The organism is Labrys sp. ALF-8 (assembly GCF_059699065.1).
On record NZ_AP048543.1, the window covers coordinates 204,823 to 219,827 of the forward strand.

Genomic DNA, 15,005 nt, shown 5'->3' on the forward strand with positions numbered 1-15,005 from the left:
AGCCGACCCCAAGTCGGCCATACGATGCCCGTCAACCGTGCCCAAAAGCGGTCAGGTTGGGTAGTTGTCGGCAGCGGCTGCGCTATCGTCCACGTCGCCCGGGCAGCGACCTCGATTTGTCGATGAGAAAGACGAACCTCCTCCGGCATCCATCGCCCGCCGACCACCTAAAAATTCAGCCCCCGCTTGGTCATGTGGTCAGAAAATGTCAATCTTCCTCCGTTCAAAGAGGAAACGATCTTGCCCCCCGACCGAAGTGCTTTACCGGTCCCACCATCCCCCCGACAGCAAGCAACAATGCGTGCCTTCAGGGCCGAGGAGCTCGTAGCGGAGCTATTTCAGGCGCTCGGCTATAGGGTCCAGCGTGAAGAAGCTATATCGGGCGCCCGTATCGATATAGTGGCCACCAAAGATGAAACATCGATCCTTGTCGAAGTGGTCTCGACAGCCGATAGCCGTAACATATTGAATAAGCTCCGGGCGGACGCAGCACGGCTTCAGAGCGTCATCTCGATCGGAGAGGGGAAAGAAGCCCTAATCGCAGTTGTCGCCCCTCTCTCTTCGGCCGCTAGGGAATGGTCAGAGAGCCAGTTTCATGTAAGCGTGTGGGATATTGACATTCTGCTTAGTAAAGCAGCTCCTTTTGCAAAGCTTCGCAAGCAATTAGAGGATTTCACCTCTTCCAGCCCTCACCGACCGGCAGAACCAGATAACAGCCTTGGCAGAGATCTCATAAGAGAACTTAACGACCACATAAGAGATAAATCGACCAGCACGCCGAGCCAATACGAAGATCTTTGCCAGAGAGTTTTCACCTACGTCTTCGACCCGACGCTTTACGGCTTCAAAAAACAAGCACACACATCCGATGGAGCTAATCGATACGATTTCATATGCCGCATAAGATCAGGTCAGCAGTTTTGGGACAACTTGCGCGCCGACTTCCGTACAAAGGCGCTACTCTTTGAATGCAAAAATTACGATGAGAAGATCACAGCCGATCAGGTCTATTCCACCGAGCGGTACCTGTTCTCAGGTGCTTTACGAACTGTCTGCTTTCTAATCTCACGTTTAGGGCCGGACGAGGGTTGTATTCGAGCAGCCCAAGGCGCCATGCGCGAATCTGGCAAGCTTATTTTGCTGCTGTCCAACCAGGATCTTGTTGAGCTGATCAAATTGAAACCCGACGATGGCGGGCCAGAGGACTTTCTCGACGAGAAGATATGGAACTTTGTAATTAGCTTGCCGCGCTAGCACGACACCTGCGTCAAGCGCCATACTATCAGGCGACATCGGCTTCGTAAGGCCACTATCCGTTTAGGACCGGCCTCGTCCGAAAGCCACCCCAAGACCGACCGGCAGGCAACATATCCTGCGCGTCAAAGCGGCCATCCGCGCCTGCTCGGACGGCCGCCCAACGTCAGATTTCGGTGCGCTCCGCCAGCAGCAGAGCGTCCTCCACGTCGACACCAAGATATCGGACCGTGTTCTCAATCTTGGAGTGACCGAGCAAGATCTGGATGGCGCGGATGTTGCCCGTCGCCTTGTAGATCATGGACGCCTTCGTGCGACGGAGCGAGTGAGTGCCATATTCCTCTTGGCGTAGGCCAATCGCGGTGACCCACTCGTCTACCAGGCGAGCATACTGCCTTGTGCTCATGTGGTGCGCGTGATCGATGCGGCTCGGAAAGACATAATCCTCAACGGTGCCGCCGCGCCGTTCCAGCCAGGCCAGCAGGCTCGCTCGTACGTCGCTGGTGATCTCGAACTGGACCGGCCGCCCCGTCTTCTGCTGCACGACAATCGCGCGCGTCCTGATCTCTGGGCCGGCGACCACGTCACGGATCCTGATCTTGACCAGGTCGCAGCCGCGAAGCTTGCTGTCGATGGCCAGATCGAAAAGCGCGCGGTCACGAACGCGTCTTTCGCGATCAAGGAAAAACCGAATTGCCCATATCTGTTTCTGGGTGAGAGGACGCTTGGTGCCGACCAGCTTTCCGGCATTCCAAGCAGCACGCTCGCGGCTGGCATCATCAAATTGAGAATGGCCCATGTGACTTCTCCTTGGCCTTTATTAGCCTAGGGAGAAACGTCGAGGGCCCCTACCACGCAGGGGCCGGTGGCTGACTGTCCGCTATTGGGGACTTCAAACGAGAAGAGGACATATCGCCGATGAATGTCCGAAGCCGAAACTGACCCATTCCAGGCGTCAATAATTTCCGCTGTGTGGCGTCTCGATTCATGAGCCAATCCACGGTAGCCCGTCAGCATGGCCTCCTACGCCCTAGCTGCCTGATACGCGAGCAATGGCAACTTTCCGTATGCCGGCACGTGGGCTAAGCTTCCACCTCATCTTGGCGTCCCCCACTCGTAAGTTCGACTTTTGCCCTCATGAATGCGCTGTCGCTATTTATCCGATTATCTCAGTCTGCACTCCTTGATGGTTATCCGATAAAAGACGTCGCACCCGCGTTCGCGTGAATCTTAGAGCGTGGAATAATTGTCATGTACTTCATGTCCGATGCCGAGGCGATTAGATGACTTCACTGCGTGGAGATGTAGTAAATCGTGTAAGGCGGCTTCCGAAGCCTACGCAGGCCGCTGAAGCCCTCCAGCCCGTCTTTGAAGCCATCAGCAACGCGTTGCACGCGGTCGAGGACAAGTTCGGGGAGAACTATCAAACACGCGGCCGGATTCTCGTAACGATGTCATCGGTCAGAGACGCGGATGCGATCACGATGACCGTGGCGGATAACGGTGTTGGCCTTCAGCCCTCTCGCTTTGAGGCCTTCTGCACCACCGACACAGACTACAAAATCGAGCGCGGCGGCAAGGGAGTCGGCCGTCTTCTGTGGCTTGATGCGTTCGAGCGAATCAACGTCGCAAGCATCTACGAGCATGAGGGGCTTCTTATGAGCCGCTCGTTTTCATTCAGGCTGCAGCCCCAAGATCAAATCACAGATGAGCGAGACGAGCCGATCACAAGTGTAGCGCCCACCGGCACCGTGGTTACGTTTGTCGGTCTTCGCGGCACAGCCTATCGCGGCAAGTTTCCGATCCAACCCGCGACAATCGTTAAGCATTTCGGCTCGCATTTTTTCGCCGACTTTATCCTTGGAAAGTCACCAGAGGTTCTGCTCGACATTGACGGCGCCGCGACGCGATTTCCTGACCAGATTCAAGGCCTCATGGTCGAGGACCGCGGCGTCGCCGAGATCGAAACAGCCGAGTTCGGTACGCTGCGCCTAGCGAGCTTCATATGCGAGAAGGCTGCCAGCGCGAATTTTGATGGCCTTCATCAGATTCACTTGGTTGCCAACGGTCGCACCGTGACAACCAGAAAAATAGATGGCCTTTTGGGCATCGGCCGGTTTGGATCAGAGAACAACTGCGTCTACCACGGGTGTGTCACGGGTGAGTTTCTGGACGATCGCGTCAATCAGGAACGCACACAATTCAACTTCGACGAGACCATCGTGGAGCTGATCGTCAGAGAGTGCGCTGAGCACGCCCGCCGAAATGCTATGGCAGGCGAGATTGTCGAGTTTGATAATCAGCGACTCGGCACGATGAAGGACTTTGTCGAAGAGTATCCCACCTTCGGCTTCGAAGAGGCCGAGGCCCTTCTCGAACGCACGCCCAAGAACGCGATTAAGCCTGAACAGTTCGCTCAGGCACTCATTCCCATCCGCATACGCCGGGACAAGGACCGCAATGAAAAGGTGCAGCGCATAATCACTGAACTTGGCAGCGAGACGGGAATTCCGACCGATCTCGTGGCCGCCGTCCAGGCCGCCGCAAACGAGGTTCGCGCAGAAGAACAGCGTCAGCTGGCGGAGTATGTCCTGCGGCGCAAGATCGTGCTCGATGTCCTCGCGGTCCTGATCCGGCGCATTCGTGAGCGGGCTGACGGCTCTCAAGACTTCCAGCTTGAAAGCACCCTTCATCAGTTCATTTGTCCGATGAGGGTGAGGGGCGATGATCCCTCCAAGATTGAGCAATCCGACCATGACCTCTGGATTGTCGATGAACGTCTAACCTTTACGAAGTATTTTGCGTCTGACGTTCCATTTACCCAGATCATTGCCGAGAGTGAAACAGCGACGCGCCCTGATCTTCTTATCTACGACCGGCTGCATGGGCTGGGGGCAGATACCGAAGACCCACTGCGTCGCGTCATGCTGGTGGAATTCAAGCAGCCAGGGCGACGCGATTACTCCGAGCGCTATTCTCCGATGAATCAGATTTCAGAGTACATCACGCGCCTCAAGAATGGCGAGATCGAAGATTTCCGCGGCGGACGTGTCCGCATCGCTGATGACTGCATCTTCTACTGCTACGTTATCGCTGACATTGTCGGCAAACTAGACATTCACACAGGCGCTTGGCGCACGACCTCCAACGGACGCGGGCGCATCCAGGAGCTCAGTGGAAAGTTCCGAGGCGTTATCGAAATTGTCGAATGGGCAGACCTGCTTGGCGATGCGCGCCTACGGAACCATGCATTCTTGCATGCAGCAGGCCTGCGCTTTGAAAGGCATCCGAGCTAGGCAGACGACATGTCTGAAGACGATCTCACCGACAATCCAGACACGAATGAAACTGAAAAACCCAAGAGAGCCTCGGCGACCTTTTTATCGCGCCACGTACTGGCCTCGGATAGTCATAGATTCGTGGGTCGCGTATACGATCTTGGAATCATCTCGCTTCATTTTGATACCTATGAAGCACTATCTAAGTATCCAGATTGTAAATATGCATTCGATATCGGCTATCAGGTTCAGGTCATGGTAGAACGGGTAGAATCTCTCAATTTTGCGGGCGCCTTGTTGTGGCCAAACCCGATGCCAGACAATTTTGGTCAGTTTCCCGTGTCGAGATACGATTGGCTGAAGGCCTCGGCGGACGTGTTTCTGATGCGATATATATCGGTTGTTGATTGCGCGATTATCCTCGTCAACGCTGTGTACGAGGTGGGGCTCGATGCAAAAAAATGCTCAATCGCTAACTTACGCAAGGCCAGAGTACCTGAGCTTGTTCTCGGTCGACTTCAAGCAATGCAGGATGATCAAGGCGCTCTCAGAATCGAACGTAACGCTCGCTTTCACCATGGCCGCGAGCGCTCATTCACCCAGGATGATGTGAGTTTCAGAACGGCATCGCTGTTCGAGCGACTCGGGTCACCAATGGTCGGCCACGATCGATATGGCCGAAAGCTGGATTTAGTGCGGTCGTTCAAAGAGGGACTGGTAGGACTGCAAAGAAATTTCAACAGCTCGACCCGGCGGTTGGCTCGCCATCTTGATAAACTTTATGATCCTCTTGGCGAAGAATTCGAGGGAAGATTCGCGCCACTCATTGCAGCCGCTACGCATGGGCTCAATGCAAAGAGCCGAGTACGGCCTGAAGGCTGAGGAACATGGAGCACGATTTCGCGCCCGCAACGTTACGCAGACAGATCAATCTGCTCTCCGATCTAGATCTAGTAAGAACACGGTACTGTTACCAAATTGGCTCGACGTTTGTTGCGTGCGCCTTGCTTGAGGACTCGGTTATAACTTCGATGCTTGTTTGCGACCGAGTGAAAATAGCGAGCGCTCTTCGCGAAGACGCTCCTAAATGGGAGGAAATGTTAGAAAAGCATAAGAATCTTCAGGCCTCAACGCTTGGATCACTCATATCACTGCTCGCAAAGCACAGCATCACACCAGCCGATCTCAATTATCTCCGCTGGTTAAAGGCCAAACGGGATTTCTTCATTCATCGGTTCTTTCACACTGGACCTTGGCCTGGTGAACTTGATGAAAGGCAAATCGACCAAGTCTGTCGCACATTGGGTGCTCTGGAGATTCTGTTTCATCGAGGAGCACGCCGTATGGTCCCAATCCTCGGGCGGGCCGGGCTCATGAGAGTAGAAACTTTGGCTGAAGGCTATCTGGCATTCAATACAGACGTATTTGACCGCTTGAACGAGTGATACACCCACGCCGAACTGGAACGTTTGTACGACGCCGGCTTCATGGCCGTGAACATGGGGATATTCGACCCTTTGGACGCGCAAGTCGCGGGACCGATGAGTCTGAGAGCTGAAAAGAAGGTCGCCGGCTCTATCAACCCACTGAACAAAGATATCTGCCTGATGGTGGTGACGTTTGATCACTGGTGCGGCAGCTTCAGCTACGGCCGCTTTTGAGCCGTAGCCGTCGCCAGAGCAATGGCCGAGAAGGCGGCGCGAAGCCGACGGTCGGGTTAAGGCGCGCGTGCAATCCGAGGTCGCCAGCACAGCAGAAAGGCGCTCGACCCTTTCGGGGAGCGCCTTTCGATGGTTCGGTCCGGGCCGCTGGGGGGAGGGTCCGTGGGCGCAACCACTGGGAGTGATGTAAGCGCGCCGAGGCGGATTTCAAGGCAGATACTATATATGATAATATCCTTTATCATATACTGTTGAGCGTGAGGCCGCGCGCGCGCAAGGGGGAGAGAGAAATGATGGCGAACTGGAAGGCCGAAGAAGAGATCACCGCGGCAGAGCTGTCGAAGGCTGCTGGGTCGAAACTCCACAATGCCCCCGAAGCCTGGCAGCGATACAAGGATATCGTGGCGGGCGGCGGCAAGGCACGCATCACTTGGCAGTTCACCGGCCTACACACAGGCGTCTATCGCGTCAGGGGGGATGATGTCTAAGAAACGAGAAATGGAAATCCGTCATAAGACGGACGAGATCGAAGCCGGACTTATGGCACGTGGCGTCGCCCATCTGCGCAACGGAAATTCGGGATGGTTGGAAAGCGGCGTGCGTATCGAGTTGCGCCGGCGCCATCCAAACAACGATCTGGTCATCGAGGAGCCGCTGCGTGGTTTCGACGGCGAATACACCTTCCGGTCGGCTACCCATCTTGGAACCAAGCCAGAGGGTAGCGCGGAATGAAACGAGATATGGATCTGATCCGCGAGTTACTTCTAAAACTCGAAGCACTGCCATTGCGTTCGGGCGCGATCGCCATCATCAGCGGTCATGACGAGGAATTGGCGATCGAGGGACGAACACCCGATGAGATCGACGAGCACCTCGGAATGCTTCGGCGCGGAGGGCTGATCGAGACGCCTGGTTCCCAGCCTATGGATGGCAGCATCACGTTTCGCGCCTTGACCTGGGAGGGTGCTGACTTTCTGGATTCGGTGCGCAACCCCGAAACTTGGGCGAAGACGAAGGCAGCCGCAACCAAAGCTGGCGGGTTTACCGTCGATCTTCTGAAGGATTTGGCCAAGGGCTTCATTAGGAAGCAGATCGAGGAGTACACGGGTGTCAAGCTCTGACTTGGTTCTCGTTTCCGCTGCGGCCCATCACACTCCCGCTCTTGTCGCTGCGGCAGGCGAACGTGCGAGCTACCGCTTCCTCGAATTTTTCACCGCACACATTCGCAACCCGCATACCAGGCGCGCCTATACCGGCGCCGTGGGCGACTTCTGCGAGTGGCTTGAGCGCCAGGGCCTGACCTCGATTGCCACTGTCACCTCGCTGCATGTCGCTACTTATATCGAGCTGCTCAGCAAGGAAGTCTCGGCACCGACGGTGAAACAGCATTTGGCTGCGATCCGCTCGCTGTTCGATTGGCTGGCGCGTGGCGGAGTGCTGCCGTTCAATCCGGCCTCGGCGGTGCGCGGCCCCAGACACGCGGTGAAACGTGGAAAGACGCCGGTGCTGGCGCCGGAGGAAGCGCGCCAGCTCCTCGACGCCATTGATGTGTCGACGCCGGCCGGCCTGCGCGATCGCGCCCTGATAGGGCTGATGGTCTATTCCTTTGCCCGCATCGGCGCGGCGCTCGCCATGAAAGTCGAGGATGTCTATGTGCAGCGGCGGCGTCTTTGGGTGCGGCTACACGAGAAGGGCGGCAAGCGCCATGACATGCCCTGCCACCACAATCTGGAGGCCTATCTGCACGGCTATATTGATGGCTGCGGCTTGGGTGACGATGCCAAGGGCTTCCTGTTTCGCACCCTTGGCCGCGGCACCGGCAAGTTGACCGCGACGCCGCTGCCACAAGCCAATGCCTACGCGATGATCCGTCGGCGGGCCGAAGCCGCCGCGATCGAGACCAAGATCGGTAATCACACGTTCCGGGCGACCGGCATCACGGCCTATCTGAAGAATGGCGGCACCCTGGAGAAAGCGGCCGCCATGGCGAACCATGCCAGCACACGCACCACGCAGCTCTACGATCGACGACAGGACGAGGTCAGCCTCGACGAGGTCGAGCGCGTGCTTATCTAATGTATATAAGGAGAGGGGTTCCCGTGCTCAAAACCCATACGCGTCAGGCCAACTGGCGTCGCGCCAATCCCGGAAAATACGATGCGCACCTCGCCGTTCGGCGGGCCCTGAGCACGGGCGATCTGGCAAAACAAAGCTGCGAGGTCTGTGGAGCGCACGATGTCGATGCTCACCACGATCACTATGACGAGCCCTTGAGCGCGCGCTGGCTGTGCCGGCGCCATCACACCCGGCTGCATAGCTATGGCGAGGACATGTTTCCGATCAGGAACAGCCCTCAAGGCGGCGCATCCGAGACTGGATAGAGCTCAATAACGACTTGCCGATCTCCGAGGGCCAGAGTGACGCCCGAAGATGTGATGGTCTTCACGGTCCAGCCTTCGATGACATCCCCTTGCCTGTGCCAATCCCCCTGATCCTCGCCCTGTTTGTGCAGATGCGCGGTGCGCTCAGTGCCACGTAGCAAAATACCGTCTGCCGCCAGATCCGGTGCGGGGAGCGGAGCCGGCGGTGGCGGCGGCGCGGCGACCACGGGCGGTGGCTCGGGAGGAGGTAGCGCCTGGAAGGGCCGCCGCGTAGGAGAGAATAGCGGTCGTGACAAGGCCACGGCGTCAGCCTCCGCGATAGCCGGCCTGGGGGTGAGAAGTTTCGGCGCGGGATCGCGGGCGAAGGAGGTTTTTCGCTCAACCTGAATGCGGCCAAGTTCCGGCGCCGCCCAAACATGCCAGGCGAGGGCGAGCAGCCCCGCATCCAACGCGGCGAGGCCGATCGCAAGACCGATCAGATAGGGGACTGGCCGATCACGGCGCGTGGCTGGCATGGGTCGCACCATAGACATCCAATTGTACGTCGAGGCTCGCCTCTTCGGTTGGAGCGGCGCCGCCCGTTGTCGCCGGCGCTCGGATCGCAAGCGCGGTCACGAACAGATAGGGCAGCGCCTGCTCGATCGCGCCCACGGCCGCATGAATGGTGGCAATGCGGCCATTCACAACGAGATGGGCGCCCAGATAGCGTGTTCCCGCCATATCCCGCGGTTCAAGGGCTTGCACGGACTGCACCTGAGCACCGGCCTTCTCTGCGAATTGCTTGAGTTCAGCCTGAAGGTTGGCGCTTGCGGCGCCCTCGCTGTCTCCCGGCAGGAAAGCAGCGTCGATGCCGGCGATGTCGATGGCATCGACCTCTCCTTGCCGATCCACCAAAACCTGCAGATGGGATAATTGCAAGCCGAGTTGCCGCCCCTCATCGCGCTGATCCGCCAGGATACCCAGGAGGGGAGCGACGACAGCCAAGTAGAGCCCATAGAGGCAACCGGCCGTGATGCCAAGGAACAGGGCGCGTCGAATGAGAGGGGACTCGAGGCGGCCAAGGTCGAATTTTCGGATGAGGCTCTCCAGCATCTCAGGGACCTGGCTGGACAAGCTGGGCGACGATGGAAAAGCGTTCGCGCTGGGCGACAGGATCCGCCGTGATCGGCGCGTTCAGAGCCACGCCTTTGAGCAGATGCGACGTCCCGAGAACGGCAACCAGGCCTGCCGCGTTCCTGGAAAGCCCCGAGAGCGTGACGCGCTGGTCCTCGACACTGAAGTCGGTCAACCAGCAGTCGTCCGGCAGGATGCGGCTGATCTCCTCCCAGAGCTCGATGGTTCGTGGCATCGCCGCCCGTCCGAGCAGGGCTTGTACCGAGGCTCTGGTGCTGTCGGCCTCCTCCAACTTCTGCCGTACCAGCCGGGCCTTGGCTTGGAGCGTGGGCAGTTGCGCGTTCAAGGCATCGATACCCTGCTGCTCGCTCCACCAGACGATGGCGAACAACGCCGCCAGAAGGCAGAAGGCGAGCACCAGCAAGCCTCTCACGATCAGGCCCAGCCACGAACCCTTATGGGTGGGCGGGGGCGACAGGCTGATGATCCCCTCGATCGCCCTAATCTCGTCCGTCGGGGCGACATGGGTGGGTAGCGCCCCCGCCAGCCCCAGCTTGGCCCAGGCGGCCTCTACGAGCGTGCGCTTGACGATGCGTTGGTGAACCCTGAGTTTTTGCCGGTCTCCTGCTTCCGGTTCCGTGCGGTTGCCCACGAATATCTCGGAGGGACGGAACGGCGTGCGCCGCTCGATCTCCTGGGCCACCAGCAACGGCAGGTGGGGCAACGCCGCCGCCGGGATGAGAAAGGAGCGCTCAAACAAGGCGCCCTCCGGCAGGCACAAGATGGTGGGCAGGGAACGAGGAAGCGAGGCCGCGCGCAGGATGTCGTCCAGGCTCTTGCCCTGGCAGCGCTCATCCGGGATGGCCTCCCGCCGGACGACGCGCCCGCCCGTCGCGATGATTTGAAGCTCGAGTCCGTTCTCCGTGGGCTGGAGCCACAGCCATCGGGTCGGACGGCCCGCCAGCCAATCCCGCAGGCGCGTGGGCAACAGCGCCAGAAGTTCGGCAAGCCACCAGGAGCCCAGGGCCTTGAGCCCGTTCCCCAGGATTGACCGTGCCGGGGAGGATGAACGGGCCGTTGTCATTCAGCACCCAGGCCAGATGGGAGACGAGGAAGAGGCCTGATGCTTATAAGCGTCCTTCAGCAGAGTGGAGAATCGGCTGCGGCCCTGCCGCCATTCCTCAACGACAAAGCCGTCGGGAGCCCCATGCCAGGTCAAAATGGCTTCCCGGGACGCCAGGGCGCCTCCCGGCATGGCGACCTCGGCATGAATGAGAAAGCTCGAGCGTGTCGATGGAGTGGAAAGGCCGGAGCGAAGCCCGCCCATGACGGCATCCTGGGCGCTCCTGACCTCGCGCAAGCTCGCCGGCGGCCGAGCCAAAGCTTGCACCGTGCTGGGAGATTGATTGGTAAGAGCCGCGAGCAGGGCTGGCGCGGCAACGCGAGTATCAACGCCCGTCTGGTGGGAGTGCACGGTCACATAAGGCAGTACGGCTTCGAACAACGCCGGCGTCATGCCCGGGATCTGGTCGAGTTCCAGCGTGGTGTCGAAGGGAGCGTGCTTGGGTCCGAACTCGAGGCCGGCTTCGTGGTAAGGTTTATCCTCGGCCTGCTGATTGCCTGTGCCGAGGGAGGCGGCGGAGAAGGTGCGAATGCGCCAACCCAGCGCTCTTGCTTCCTCATCCGAAGCGCCAAAACCTCGCAGCAAGGCTTCCAGGAGAGCGGGTGGCGCAGCATTGAGGTCGATCTTGCCGGCCTCATCGTCGGTCGTGATGGCGGCCAATGCTCCCGATGGCATGGCGCAGAAGACAAAGGCGCCTGCCGGCACGCTCTCAGCCTCGCCCGTCTGCTTTTCGACGAAGACCTGATTGGTCAATGCCGCTGTCGCCAGTGCCAGTCCCGCCTCTGCCAGCGAGACCGCCTTCGCCTCCTCGATGACGTTAGCCGCGGCCTTGACGCGGTAATGCGTGGTGGCGACCAGGGTCAGCGCCATGACCGAGATCAGCCCGACTGCCCAGATAACGATGAGCAGGGCAAACCCCTCCTGGCCAGGAGGGGCAGGAACGGTCAAGGCTATCGGGTTGTCACGGCGGGAGAGCATGGAGCAGCTTTCTACTCGATCACCTTCTTGAGCGTGCCTTTGAAGGTATGCTTGACGCTCCGGGGCGCGGGCATGAAGACGTTCAGTCTCTGGCGGTACTCGGCGGTGATGGCGGCGGCATCGTTGGGATCCCGCACGATATGAGGGGTTATCAGCACGATCAGTTCGGTCTTGCCGGCGCTGTCCGACTTGCTCTTGAAGGCGTTGCCCAGCACGGGGATGTCGCCGAGAACGGGGACTTGGGTATGGCCCGTGCTGACCTGGGTCTGGATGATGCCCCCGAGCGCCAAGGCCTCGTCGTCGTTGACCATTACCGTGGTCTTGACCTTGCGCTGTTTGATGGTCGGGCTGTCGATATCGGAGGAGGTGGTGTTAGCCACGCTCGAGACCTCCTGCTGAATGTCGAGCAGGACATGACCACTGTCGTTGATGCGCGGAGTGATCGAGAGGATGACGCCGGTATCGCGATAGGTGACGGAATTAACCACCGGAGCACCGGCAGCCAGCACGCCCGTCGCCGACTGGGTGATGATCGGCACCTGGTCGCCAACCTGGAGGGTGGCCGTCTTGTTGTCGACCACCATCAGCGAGGGAGCCGAGACGATGTTGACATGCGTGACCTGGTTCAAGGCGTTGATAGTGGCCTGCACATTGGAGGCCTGCATGGCATAGGAGAAGCCGGGGAAGACCGATCCGAAGGCCTTGCCGGCCGCATCGGTGAATGAATAGCCCGACTTCTGGCCCTGGAAGTACCAGCGCACGCCGAATTTGAGGTCGTCGTTGAGGGTGACTTCGGCGATCGTCGCCTCGATCAGGACCTGCTTGGGCGGCAGGTCGAGGGTCTGGATGATGCTGAGCACCCGCTTGTAGTCCGCGGGCGCGGCCAGGACGATGAGGGAATTATCGGACTCATCCGCCGAGACGCGCACGCGATCGCTGTCCTCTCCCCCACCATCCATCTCCGGCGCTTGCTGAGAAGGATCGGGCTGGGCGGCAAACGCGGTGCTCTGGGCCGGTGTCGCCGGCTGATCGGTGTCACTCGACTGCACATCCGTCTGCTGGTAGCGCGGCGCCACGCTGCGCCCCGAGGATCCGCTTCTCGACCCCGACGAGAACATGTCGTTGATGATTTGCACCAGTTCCTTAGCCTGACGGTTCTGTACCTTGTAGGTAAACAGCTGCTTGTCATTGCCGCGGGCCCGAGAATCCAGGCGCTTGATCCACATCTCGGCCTTAGCGAGATAGGCAGGCTGCGAGGAGATCACCAGGATCGATTTAAGCCGCTCATTGGGCAGGAACTGCACCATGCCCTTCATGCCGCCCTTGTCGGAGCCGAAGATACCTTTGAGATCCGCCGCGATCGCGCCTGGCGGTGCGTTGACCGACACCACCAATACGGATTTACCCTTCATCATGTCGACGTCGAAGATGGCGATCGTGTTGAGGATGGAGGAGATATCCTGGCCGTCACCGGAAAGAGTAATGGTGTTGCGCTCGTCATCCACCCCCACGATCGCCGACTTGCCGACCATCGGCTCAAGGATGTGCCCCATCTCGGTTGCCGAGACATAGCGCAGTGGCACCACCCGCATGCCGGCGCCGATCTGACCAGCCGCGCCGCCGCTCTGGGCCGAACCGACCTGGACCCCGACAGGAATGTTCCTGGCCTGGTCCAGGGTGACAATGCGATAGGAAGAACCGGTCCTGACGATGGTTGCGCCATTCGCGGTAAGGGCATCTTGCAAGAGATTAATAAGCTCGCGCCCGGGAATAGGCGTCGAGGTCTGGATGGTGATCTTGCCATTAACGGCCGGGTCGACGGAATAGTTGAGCTTAAGCGTGTCGCCCAGCACGCTCCTGGCGGCGACGTCTACCGGAGCATTGACCAGATTAAGGGTGACTGGCTCCTTGCTCGAAACCTCTTCCGTCAGAAGTGGGGCCGAACCATTCCCCACCATCTGTCCGCTGCCTTGATAGTAGAGGGGCTGGGGTAGAGCTGCGGCCCCCGAGCCATTCATGGCGACCCCCGCGCCGCCTGAGGTCCAGCGCGCCCGTTGTCCCGTGGACTCTAGGCCGAAGGGCGAGTTTACCCAGCTTCTACCGCCCCTCGTGTCACCATCGCTTCTTGCACACCCCGACACCATCAGCGCCGTGGCAACGCTACATAGCCAGAATGGGAAGCGATTGTGCAACAAGGCGGGTAATGACGCAACGCGAGGATTCATAGAGACACTTTGAACGAGAGGAGAGCTCTGGGGAATTTACGAAGCGCCGACCTAACACCCGGAGCTTCACCAGGCGGCGGAGATGCCCCATAAAAATTCATCTCGAACAATGCCCTGGAGGATCCAGAATTCTCTTCAGATCGGCTTTGAAAATTATTACTCCCAAGGGAACGTCCTGCTCGTCTAGCCACGTCGCCACATAACCCTTGTCTGTTTCAACAAGACCGGCTCGAACCGGAACATCGCTTTTGACGCTTCCAGGATTCACCTCACCATCTTGGGTTGAAGCCAAAGCGACATAAGCTGGCCACCAACTAACAAGACGGCGGCACGCCGGGCATATTCGATTGCAGTAACCTGGCCGAGTGGCGTGGCATCGCCTATACAAATCCAGCCCGAAGCTTGATCCCATACTGTCGGCCAAGACGCGCTTTTGGGAAATGGAATCGACACTCCCGCTGTTAGCTTCTTACTGTCTAGAAGGAGCCGTACCCTCCCCGGCTGCAAGTCCGGAACGGAAAGACGTCCGGCCTGCCAGCGAGTGTTTGGAAACAGTCCCCACGGATAGAGCAATTCGCCTTGCTCGACTCCGATCTCTATTTGAAGCGTTCTAAATGAAAGTGATGTATTGCCGGCCGATCCCGCACGATTTGCGATCAGCTCCGGTGAGGCTTCTTTGAAGTCGATGGAGTATTCGCCTTGCCGATATAGCAATTCTCCGTCGAGTGGATCCCCTGACGTCCATTCAAAATTCATTGTTAATTTCCGTTATCTAGCAAATAGCAAGTGTAGAACCGTACCCGTCTTCGGATCTACGACAAGCTGATAGGCTCCGCTCGATCCGTTCATCGTTCCAGGCACATCCCAACGAAGTCCGCCGGGCACGCCGCCTGGGTCAGGAATAGGCGGCTGCGCATCCATTATCTCTTGCATTAGTATCCGAGAGCCCCCGTAAGGTCGGGCGGGAGTACCAGCCCTCGATATATCGCCGA

Annotated in this window: 17 protein-coding genes; 10 read left to right on the forward strand and 7 right to left on the reverse strand. The window is 58.8% G+C overall.

Translation table 11 applies throughout. From position 1 onward, the window contains the following. Nucleotides 1-297 precede the first annotated feature (297 nt). A complete protein-coding gene (locus AC6H34_RS34600; protein ID WP_497542158.1) occupies nucleotides 298-1,254 on the forward strand; it encodes a restriction endonuclease in 957 nt (318 codons plus the stop codon). A 166-nt stretch (nucleotides 1,255-1,420) separates the two neighbouring features. Here AC6H34_RS34600 and AC6H34_RS34605 read toward each other — a convergent pair whose 3' ends face one another. Continuing rightward, entirely contained in the window at nucleotides 1,421-2,053 is a 633-nt protein-coding gene (locus AC6H34_RS34605) for a tyrosine-type recombinase/integrase (RefSeq protein ID WP_497542159.1), read from the reverse strand. A gap of 484 nt (nucleotides 2,054-2,537) precedes the next feature. Between AC6H34_RS34605 and AC6H34_RS34610 the strand changes: the two genes are divergently transcribed. The 9 genes from AC6H34_RS34610 (at nucleotide 2,538) to AC6H34_RS34650 (ending at nucleotide 8,574) form a co-directional block, all read left to right on the forward strand. Then, nucleotides 2,538-4,550 carry an ATP-binding protein gene (locus AC6H34_RS34610; RefSeq protein ID WP_497542160.1) on the forward strand — a complete coding sequence of 671 codons (2,013 nt, stop codon included), beginning with the start codon at nucleotides 2,538-2,540 and terminating at the stop codon, nucleotides 4,548-4,550. A 9-nt stretch (nucleotides 4,551-4,559) separates the two neighbouring features. Beyond that, entirely contained in the window at nucleotides 4,560-5,414 is an 855-nt protein-coding gene (locus AC6H34_RS34615) for a hypothetical protein (RefSeq protein ID WP_497542161.1), read from the forward strand. A 5-nt stretch (nucleotides 5,415-5,419) separates the two neighbouring features. Continuing rightward, on the forward strand, nucleotides 5,420-5,977 hold the full coding sequence (locus tag AC6H34_RS34620) for a hypothetical protein (RefSeq protein WP_497542162.1): 558 nt from the start codon (nucleotides 5,420-5,422) through the stop codon (nucleotides 5,975-5,977). Between the two features lie 42 nt (nucleotides 5,978-6,019). Next, complete coding sequence (locus AC6H34_RS34625) at nucleotides 6,020-6,193, forward strand: hypothetical protein (protein WP_497542163.1); 174 nt, start codon at nucleotides 6,020-6,022, stop codon at nucleotides 6,191-6,193. A 290-nt stretch (nucleotides 6,194-6,483) separates the two neighbouring features. Beyond that, nucleotides 6,484-6,681, forward strand: coding sequence for a hypothetical protein (locus AC6H34_RS34630; protein ID WP_497542164.1), 198 nt, complete (start codon nucleotides 6,484-6,486; stop codon nucleotides 6,679-6,681). Between the two features lie 10 nt (nucleotides 6,682-6,691). Then, nucleotides 6,692-6,925, forward strand: coding sequence for a hypothetical protein (locus AC6H34_RS34635; RefSeq protein WP_497542165.1), 234 nt, complete (start codon nucleotides 6,692-6,694; stop codon nucleotides 6,923-6,925). An 8-nt stretch (nucleotides 6,926-6,933) separates the two neighbouring features. Then, nucleotides 6,934-7,314: a DUF2513 domain-containing protein gene (locus AC6H34_RS34640; protein WP_497542166.1), complete on the forward strand. Its 381-nt coding sequence runs from the start codon at nucleotides 6,934-6,936 to the stop codon at nucleotides 7,312-7,314. Then, the gene (locus AC6H34_RS34645) at nucleotides 7,301-8,269 is read left to right on the forward strand and encodes a tyrosine-type recombinase/integrase (RefSeq protein WP_497542167.1); all 969 of its coding nucleotides are present in this window, start codon (nucleotides 7,301-7,303) and stop codon (nucleotides 8,267-8,269) included. Before AC6H34_RS34640 ends, AC6H34_RS34645 begins: the two co-directional genes overlap by 14 nt. A gap of 23 nt (nucleotides 8,270-8,292) precedes the next feature. Then, on the forward strand, nucleotides 8,293-8,574 hold the full coding sequence (locus AC6H34_RS34650) for a hypothetical protein (RefSeq protein ID WP_497542168.1): 282 nt from the start codon (nucleotides 8,293-8,295) through the stop codon (nucleotides 8,572-8,574). On the opposite strand, the gene AC6H34_RS34655 is transcribed toward AC6H34_RS34650, so the two are convergent. The 6 genes from AC6H34_RS34655 to AC6H34_RS34680 all read right to left on the reverse strand — a co-directional run bounded on the left by AC6H34_RS34655 (nucleotide 8,547) and on the right by AC6H34_RS34680 (nucleotide 14,769). Further along, complete coding sequence (locus tag AC6H34_RS34655) at nucleotides 8,547-9,089, reverse strand: hypothetical protein (RefSeq protein ID WP_497542169.1); 543 nt, start codon at nucleotides 9,087-9,089, stop codon at nucleotides 8,547-8,549. The genes AC6H34_RS34650 and AC6H34_RS34655 overlap by 28 nt on opposite strands. After that, on the reverse strand, nucleotides 9,070-9,666 hold the full coding sequence (gspM, locus tag AC6H34_RS34660) for a type II secretion system protein GspM (protein WP_497542170.1): 597 nt from the start codon (nucleotides 9,664-9,666) through the stop codon (nucleotides 9,070-9,072). Before gspM ends, AC6H34_RS34655 begins: the two co-directional genes overlap by 20 nt. Nucleotide 9,667: 1 nt before the next feature. Next, nucleotides 9,668-10,771 (reverse strand): PilN domain-containing protein, encoded by a 1,104-nt coding sequence (locus AC6H34_RS34665; RefSeq protein ID WP_497542171.1) that lies wholly within the window; start codon nucleotides 10,769-10,771, stop codon nucleotides 9,668-9,670. Then, a complete protein-coding gene (locus AC6H34_RS34670; protein WP_497542172.1) occupies nucleotides 10,772-11,788 on the reverse strand; it encodes a hypothetical protein in 1,017 nt (338 codons plus the stop codon). Nucleotides 11,789-11,799: 11 nt separating this feature from the next. Beyond that, entirely contained in the window at nucleotides 11,800-13,806 is a 2,007-nt protein-coding gene (gene gspD, locus AC6H34_RS34675; protein WP_497542173.1) for a type II secretion system secretin GspD, read from the reverse strand. Between the two features lie 471 nt (nucleotides 13,807-14,277). Next, nucleotides 14,278-14,769, reverse strand: coding sequence for a hypothetical protein (locus AC6H34_RS34680; RefSeq protein ID WP_497542174.1), 492 nt, complete (start codon nucleotides 14,767-14,769; stop codon nucleotides 14,278-14,280). Nucleotides 14,770-15,005: the final 236 nt, after the last annotated feature.

Excerpts from the sequence above, each read along its gene's own strand:
- AC6H34_RS34600 (WP_497542158.1), top strand. The coding sequence starts at position 298 with ATGCGTGCCTTCAGGGCCGAGGAGCTCGTAGCGGAGCTATTTCAGGCG.
- AC6H34_RS34605 (WP_497542159.1), bottom strand. The coding sequence starts at position 2,053 with ATGGGCCATTCTCAATTTGATGATGCCAGCCGCGAGCGTGCTGCTTGG.
- AC6H34_RS34610 (WP_497542160.1), top strand. The coding sequence starts at position 2,538 with ATGACTTCACTGCGTGGAGATGTAGTAAATCGTGTAAGGCGGCTTCCG.
- AC6H34_RS34615 (WP_497542161.1), top strand. The coding sequence starts at position 4,560 with ATGTCTGAAGACGATCTCACCGACAATCCAGACACGAATGAAACTGAA.
- AC6H34_RS34620 (WP_497542162.1), top strand. The coding sequence starts at position 5,420 with ATGGAGCACGATTTCGCGCCCGCAACGTTACGCAGACAGATCAATCTG.
- AC6H34_RS34625 (WP_497542163.1), top strand. The coding sequence starts at position 6,020 with ATGGCCGTGAACATGGGGATATTCGACCCTTTGGACGCGCAAGTCGCG.
- AC6H34_RS34630 (WP_497542164.1), top strand. The coding sequence starts at position 6,484 with ATGATGGCGAACTGGAAGGCCGAAGAAGAGATCACCGCGGCAGAGCTG.
- AC6H34_RS34635 (WP_497542165.1), top strand. The coding sequence starts at position 6,692 with ATGGAAATCCGTCATAAGACGGACGAGATCGAAGCCGGACTTATGGCA.
- AC6H34_RS34640 (WP_497542166.1), top strand. The coding sequence starts at position 6,934 with ATGGATCTGATCCGCGAGTTACTTCTAAAACTCGAAGCACTGCCATTG.
- AC6H34_RS34655 (WP_497542169.1), bottom strand. The coding sequence starts at position 9,089 with ATGCCAGCCACGCGCCGTGATCGGCCAGTCCCCTATCTGATCGGTCTT.
- gspM (WP_497542170.1), bottom strand. The coding sequence starts at position 9,666 with ATGCTGGAGAGCCTCATCCGAAAATTCGACCTTGGCCGCCTCGAGTCC.
- AC6H34_RS34665 (WP_497542171.1), bottom strand. The coding sequence starts at position 10,771 with ATGACAACGGCCCGTTCATCCTCCCCGGCACGGTCAATCCTGGGGAAC.
- AC6H34_RS34670 (WP_497542172.1), bottom strand. The coding sequence starts at position 11,788 with ATGCTCTCCCGCCGTGACAACCCGATAGCCTTGACCGTTCCTGCCCCT.
- gspD (WP_497542173.1), bottom strand. The coding sequence starts at position 13,806 with ATGAATGGCTCGGGGGCCGCAGCTCTACCCCAGCCCCTCTACTATCAA.
- AC6H34_RS34680 (WP_497542174.1), bottom strand. The coding sequence starts at position 14,769 with ATGAATTTTGAATGGACGTCAGGGGATCCACTCGACGGAGAATTGCTA.